Source organism: Winogradskyella sp. (genome assembly GCF_016744625.1).
In the GTDB taxonomy this organism is placed as follows: domain Bacteria; phylum Bacteroidota; class Bacteroidia; order Flavobacteriales; family Flavobacteriaceae; genus Winogradskyella.
The window spans coordinates 1-6,951 of sequence record NZ_JADGDZ010000132.1 but is presented as its reverse complement, the minus strand read 5'-3'; the positions used below and the strand labels follow the sequence as shown (position 1 = coordinate 6,951).

The following is a 6,951-nucleotide window of genomic DNA, read 5'->3' as shown; positions in this document are numbered from 1 at the left end:
GGTCTTTCATAATACTTACTAAACCTTGATTGGCATTTTTAATTCCATATAAATTCTCATATAGTAAATTAGTTATAAGTTATGTTGGTTTTAAAACCGATACCATAACAGTAACCGAAAACAAGTTTATAAAGCATGTGTTGCAGGCTTCGGATGAGTTAGATGCAGTAACAGTGACATCGCGTAAGCAAGCTACTTCAAAATCGTACTTAAAAGCGACTAACACACTTTTTGTAAGTAGCGATGAGCTTTTAAAAGCTGCTTGTTGTAACCTCTCAGAGAGTTTTGAAACGAATCCATCGATTGATGTTAATTTTGCAGATGCTGTTTCAGGAACTCGACAAATAAAGATGTTGGGTTTAAATTCACCCTATATTTTAATAGCTACAGAGAATATTCCTGCGATTCGAGGTGCATCGCAAGCTTACGGATTGAGTTTTATTCCTGGGACTTGGGTAGAGAGTATTCAAATTACTAAAGGAACAGGAAGTGTTGTCAATGGTTTTGAAAGTATTGCTGGTCAAATCAATGCTGAACTTGTGAAACCAACGACAGATGATAAACTCTTTGTGAACTTTTATGGAGCATCAAGCGAGCGTTTAGAATTAAACACACATATCAATACAAAAGTATCAGATAAGTGGAGTACAGGTTTGTACTTGCATGGAAATACACATCAGCAAAAACACGATGTTAATGATGATGGTTTTTTAGATATGCCATTGTATAATCAAATTAATGTGATGAATCGCTGGCAGTATACCAATCCAGAGAAAGGTGTAGTGAGTTTTATTAATTTAAGATACCTTAATGATGAAAAACAAGCAGGACAAGTTGATTTTAATCCTGACACTGATAAAGGAACAACTAATTTTTGGGGAAGTGAAATTAACACAGAACGTATTGAAGTCACTACAAAATTAGGTTATGTAAACCCTGAAGTGCCATACCAAAGTTTAGGTTTTCAAACGGCTTTTAGTCATCACAAACAAGATTCTTATTTTGGATTGAATCTTTATGATATAACACATAACAGTTTTTATTCTAATTTGGTATATAATACCATCATTTCAGATTCGCGTCACAAAGTAAAAACAGGATTAAGTTTTACTTACGATCATTTTGATGAATTAGTAAATGCAGATACTTACGAACGCACAGAAAATTCAATTGGTGGTTTTTTCGAATATGCTTACGATAATTTAGATAAGCTAACCATGACAGCAGGTGTAAGAGTAGATCAGCACAATAGACTTGGCTTTTTTGTAACTCCAAGACTACATGTGCGATATACACCTTGGGAAAAATCAGCATGGAGAGCATCTATTGGTAGAGGAAAAAGAAGTGCTAATATTTTTGCAGAGAATCAGAATATGTTCTCGAGTTCTCGTCAGATTAATATTTTAAATTCTGGAGGAAAGATATATGGTTTAGATCCAGAAATTGCGTGGAACTATGGTATAAGTTATTTGCAAGGCTTTAATTTATTTGAAAGAAAAGCGGATATTACTTTTGATTTTTACAGAACAGAATTTCAAAACCAAGTGGTTGTGGATTGGGAAAATCCGTTTGAAGTGAATTTTTATAATCTTGATGGAGATAGCTATGCTAATAGTTTTCAGTTTGAATTTAATTATAATGTCTTTGAACATTTTGATATACGAACAGCCTATAAGTATTACGATATAAAAACCGATTACAATTCTGGTCAGTTAGAAAAACCATTAATACCAAATCATCGTTTGTTTGCTAACGCGTCATATGAAACACATCTTAAAGATGATGGTAACCAATGGAAATTTGATGCGACATACAATTGGTTAAGCTCACAACGTTTTCCTAGTACAGATTTGAGTGCTCCAGAATTTAAAGTTGAAGAGTATTCACCAACCGTCGGAACGTTAAACTTACAAGTTACCAAAGTGTTTTCTCCTAAATTTGAAGTATATTTAGGTGGAGAAAATGTGACGAATGTACGACAACCAAATCCGGTAGTTAGTGCAGATAATCCATTTGGATCAAATTTTGATAGTAATTTTGTGTATGGTCCGATTTTTGGAGGTATGTATTATGCAGGATTACGTTATAGAATAAAATAACTTGTGAACCGTCATTACGAGAAACGAAGTGACGTGGTAATCTTTAAAATTGAAACTAAAATTATAATAGATTCTGAAACGAGTTCAGAATAATAAAAAAAATAAAGAATATGAAAAAGATAATTTTAATATTTACGTTATTGATAACTACAATAGCTTTCGCACAAAACAAAAATGCAAAAGCTTCTATGGAAGTAGATGGTATCTGTGGTATGTGTAAAGAACGTATAGAAAAAGCAGCTATTAGAACAAAAGGAGTAAAATCAGCAGTTTGGAATGTAGATACACACGAGTTAAAACTTATTTACGATGAACGTAAAACAGATTTAACAACAATTTCTAAAAAACTAGCTTCAGTCGGGCATGATACCAAAGAGATTAAAGCTACTGATGAACAATACAACTCTGTTCATCCTTGTTGCAAGTATCGTGATGAAGATGTGAAGAAAGATCATGAAAAAGAGAAAGAAAACGGAAAATAAAAATAATTGAGAAGCCTGAATTTTAATTCAGGTTTTTTTTATCCAGTTTTGTCATTCTGAACTTGCCTGTGCTGGATTTGTTTCAGTATTTCAGAATCTCATTGTACCTTTAAAATCTCTAAGATTATTAAATTCAATGCAAAAAGTAAAAAAATTCTCTCCAGAAATAAATAAGATTTACTTTATAGAAAGTCATACTCTTATTCATATTCTATCTGGTAAAGGAGGTATTCAGGTAGATTTTAAAAACTATTTTGATTGGCAAGAGAAAGCTATTTTTTTAGAAAAAGGACAATACATTAAATTCTTATCTGATGATTTTATAGTTAGAAGAATTGAATTTTCTAATGAAAGTAAATTTTATGACTCTGAAGTTAGAGTACTATTTAAACATCTAATTTCATTAGGTTATATAGATTTATTAGAATGTGAAGACTGTAGTACGTTTTTATCAGAATCGGCTTTAACTGATAACTCTGCAGATATTATTGATGTGTCTTCAAAACAATGGTATTGGCAAAATCCTTTTAAGGCTAATAAAGAGGAGTATCAAGTTATTTTTGATGCTAAAGAGATTATTGACGAGGAATATTTAAATCACTTAACAGGTAATGATTTGGTAAGTCTTATTAATGATCGTGGATATAATGCACAGGCTTTAATTAAAAATAAAATAGGCTTATCTGTTAAGCATCTAATGAGTTCTAAACGGCTTCAAGAAAGTCGAAAGCAAGTTGCGTTTACAGATAAAAGCATTCAAGAAGTGTCCTATGAATTAGGATTTAAAGATGATGCTTACTTTAATCGTGTTTTTAAAAATTCAACGGGTCAAACACCAAAACAGTTTCGAGATAATTTCGATTTTAAAAATCGTGATTTGTTTTCTCAGAATATAGTAGAACTGCTTCAAAAATATCATACTCAAGAACGCTCTCTTGAGTTCTATGCTAATAAAATGAATCTTTCTATAAAAGCATTATCTAATAAGGTTCAATCTAAAATGAATACCTCTTTAGGTCAATTAATTAGGTTAGAATTAATTAATACGGCAAAATTAATGCTTATTGAAGATGAATCTGTCTCTTCAATATCTAGACGACTTGGTTTTGAAGAGCCAAACCACTTCACAAGATTTTTTAAACATTATTCTGGCATTACGCCAACCAACTTCAAATTAAAAAAGTACAATTCTTAGTCCTTTTTTTGTAGCACCTAAACTTTAAATATCGATCATCTTTGCAGTGTAATAATCACTAAAAATAAAACAAGATGAATATTAAAGAACAAGTACAAAAAATGGACGCTGTAGTTTCAACTGGAGCAGTAGTAGATGCAGTAAAAGAGTTTTTCGCTGATAATGCAAACACATCAGATCATGGAGAAGGTGGAACAACAACAGGTAAAGCCGCAATGGTTGCTAAAATGGAAGGTTTTGTAGCCGGAATTGTAAAAGTAAATGGTATTACACTACATCATACGATTGTAGATGGTAATGTTTCTGCATCAGAATTTACATTCGACTTCGATATGCAAGGTGGTGGAAAAGTTTACTGGCATGAAATTATTCGTAGAATCTGGAATGATGAAGGGGAAGTAATCCAAGAAGAATATTTCAACGCAGAATAATTAGAATAATAAAAAATAAAATACAAAAAAATGAAACCATTAAAAAACACACTAATAGCACTAGCATTAATATTAACGACATCTTTATCTGCACAAGATAAAATGGCAAACAATTTAGATAATAGTAGCATTGCATTACAAGGCTACAGTGCAGTGTCTTATTTAGATTTAGGACTTGCCCAAATAGGGAATAAGAGTTACAAGTCGGAATACAAAAAAGTAGCTTACTATTTTACTTCAGCAGAACAAAAATCAACTTTCGATAAAAATCCGGCAAAGTATATGCCACAATACGGAGGTTTCTGTGCATTCGGTACTTATGCAGGTGCAAAGTTTAGAGTAGATCCAAACAAGTTTATTGTTGAAAACGGTAAGTATTATTTATACTTAAATAACGTAGAATTAGATGCAAAGCAATTATGGTTGGCAGAGAAAAACCACTCACAATTGAAAGGTATTGCAGATAAAAACTGGGTAAAACTGAGTAAGACTCATAATTAACGAATCTTAATAATAGTTATAAGTAATAGCGATTTGAATTTTAATTCAAATCGCTTTTGTTTTTTTATGTTATTCTCAACTCATTTTAGAATCTAATTTTTTAAACTTCATTTTGTATTTTTTTCGATTTGGTTAGCATATACAATCAGTCATAAAAACGGTGTCAAATCAATGAAGTTAATGCAACTCGTAGATTGTTCATCATTTTAACATTATCACTTCTTCATATAAAACCGAATTAAATCAGCAGTGGTAACAATACCTAAAACATTTTCATTCTTAACAACAGGAATTGCTCGATAGCGTCCTTTTGCAAACTCTTCAGCAACTGATTCTATGGTAGTATCTGTGCTAACAGTAACTGGATTAGGACTCATAATGTCATTTACAGTTAATTCATGGTATATAGCATTATTATCATCAAGACTTGCTCCTTTAATTTCATACATAAAATCAATTAAACTTACTATTCCAACTAGCTTTCCGTTTTCAGTCACTGGTATATGATGGTGAAATTTCTTCTTTTCGTAAATGTGTTTTACGTCAATAATTTTTTGCTCAGGAGAAATGCAAACTACATTTTTTGTCATTATTGAAGAGATAGGTGCTGATTTCATAACCTTTTTTTTAATTAATAAACCTATGATTACATAACCAAAAATAAGGACCAAATTGCAGATAACTACTGATTAAAATCATTTTTGGAAACTATGTTTAGTAATATCTTGTAATATCTAATTATTAACTCTTAACAGCCATGAAAACTAAAACGCTAATTGAACTTGTTACACTCTCATCGAGCCTCTATGTATTGGCGAGAGACACACATTTGTTAGATAAACTTGGTGAATGGTCTGAGGACAAGGCTAAAAATGTTAATGAGATAGCTTCTGAAACTATATTAGATGAAGATGGGAATGAATTAGACTTGGTAGATAAAATTAAGCTCAAAGCTGAGCAAGTAAAAGAGGAACTTGAGTCTAAAATTGAAGACGTTGTGTCCAAGGTGTATAAAAAAATCAATATTGCACATCTAAATGATATGAAAGCCTTGCAAGAAAAAATGGAAAACGCAGATGCTACTATTGCTTTACTCGAAGCACGATTAAATAAACTCGAAGCAAAATCATAACATGAGTCTATATTCAGACATAGGGAAAAAATACAAGTCTGCTGCTCGTTACAATCAAATTTTAAAAGTTTTGGTTAAGTATGGCTTTGAAGATTTGGTGCAATATTTAGAGAAAAAAAAGCGCTATCAATTTCTTCGTAAGCTTATTCCAAAGGCTTCTCGAGAACATGCATCAAAATTCACTAAATGGGAAAAAATGCGTTTAGTGTGTGAAGAGCTTGGTCCTACCTTTGTGAAATTTGGACAAATATTAAGTAATCGCCCAGATTTAATTCCATTAAAACTCACTTTTGAACTTGAAAAATTATTGGATAATGTACCACCAATGCCTCAAGATTTGGCAAAGCAAATGGTGGAAACTGAATTAAAAGATAGTGTAGATAATATATTTGCTTGGTTTGAGCCAACACCTTTTGCTTCCGCTTCAATGGCACAAGTGCATAAAGTAACGCTGAAGGATGGTAAGCGTGTCGCTTTAAAAGTTCAACGTCCTGGTATTAAGGAAATCATTGAAGAAGATATTAAGGTAATGTATAGTATTGCTGAAGTACTTCAAAAACGTATTCCATCTATAAAGAGTTTTGATCCTATTGGATTAGTCAAGAATTTTGAAGAAGCTATTCTTAAAGAACTCGATTTTATTAATGAATCTATAAATGCTCAGCGTTTTTATAACAATATTGCCAATGATAAGAGTTCTGATAATTATGCAGTAGCACCAAAAGTTTATCGTGAATATACTACGACTAAAGTATTGGCGCTAGAATTTATGTCTGGTACAAAAATTGATAATTTTATAGAATTAAAAGAAAAAGGAATAGATGCTAAAGTTATTTCGAAACGTTTAACCAAGAGTTATTTTAAACAAATCTTTAACTATGGTTTCTTTCATGCAGATCCACATCCAGGCAATTTACTAGTGCTTCCCAATAGTCGTATTTGTTATTTAGATTTTGGAATGATGGGAAGTATCCTTCCTAGAGATATTGAAGTTTTTGGAAAGTTGTTTTTAGCAATAACGAGAAAAGATGTTCATAAAATTATTAAAGCATTAAAACAATTATCTAATTATACGAACATTGAAGATATTAGAGCATTAGAGTTTGATATT

General features: G+C 31.4%; 8 protein-coding genes. 7 read left to right on the top strand and 1 reads right to left on the bottom strand.

The window, feature by feature from the left end; translation table 11 throughout:
• The first annotated feature begins 29 nt into the window (after positions 1–29).
• The 5 genes from QZZ53_RS16490 to QZZ53_RS16470 all read left to right on the top strand — a co-directional run bounded on the left by QZZ53_RS16490 (position 30) and on the right by QZZ53_RS16470 (position 4,708).
• A complete protein-coding gene (locus QZZ53_RS16490; protein ID WP_296386737.1) occupies positions 30–2,099 on the top strand; it encodes a TonB-dependent receptor plug domain-containing protein in 2,070 nt (689 codons plus the stop codon).
• A gap of 110 nt (positions 2,100–2,209) precedes the next feature.
• Positions 2,210–2,581 carry a heavy-metal-associated domain-containing protein gene (locus QZZ53_RS16485; protein ID WP_296386735.1) on the top strand — a complete coding sequence of 124 codons (372 nt, stop codon included), beginning with the start codon at positions 2,210–2,212 and terminating at the stop codon, positions 2,579–2,581.
• Between the two features lie 136 nt (positions 2,582–2,717).
• A complete protein-coding gene (locus tag QZZ53_RS16480; RefSeq protein ID WP_296386732.1) occupies positions 2,718–3,776 on the top strand; it encodes an AraC family transcriptional regulator in 1,059 nt (352 codons plus the stop codon).
• A 74-nt stretch (positions 3,777–3,850) separates the two neighbouring features.
• Positions 3,851–4,207 (top strand): nuclear transport factor 2 family protein, encoded by a 357-nt coding sequence (locus QZZ53_RS16475; RefSeq protein WP_296386730.1) that lies wholly within the window; start codon positions 3,851–3,853, stop codon positions 4,205–4,207.
• 30 nt (positions 4,208–4,237) lie between these two features.
• A complete protein-coding gene (locus tag QZZ53_RS16470; protein WP_296386728.1) occupies positions 4,238–4,708 on the top strand; it encodes a YHS domain-containing (seleno)protein in 471 nt (156 codons plus the stop codon).
• Between the two features lie 215 nt (positions 4,709–4,923).
• On the opposite strand, the gene QZZ53_RS16465 is transcribed toward QZZ53_RS16470, so the two are convergent.
• Entirely contained in the window at positions 4,924–5,325 is a 402-nt protein-coding gene (locus QZZ53_RS16465) for a CBS domain-containing protein (RefSeq protein WP_296386726.1), read from the bottom strand.
• Between the two features lie 140 nt (positions 5,326–5,465).
• Between QZZ53_RS16465 and QZZ53_RS16460 the strand changes: the two genes are divergently transcribed.
• On the top strand, positions 5,466–5,840 hold the full coding sequence (locus QZZ53_RS16460; protein WP_296386724.1) for a hypothetical protein: 375 nt from the start codon (positions 5,466–5,468) through the stop codon (positions 5,838–5,840).
• A gap of 1 nt (position 5,841) precedes the next feature.
• Positions 5,842–6,951, top strand: a 1,110-nt coding sequence (locus QZZ53_RS16455) for an AarF/UbiB family protein (protein WP_296386723.1), incomplete at its 3' end; no start/stop codon positions are given.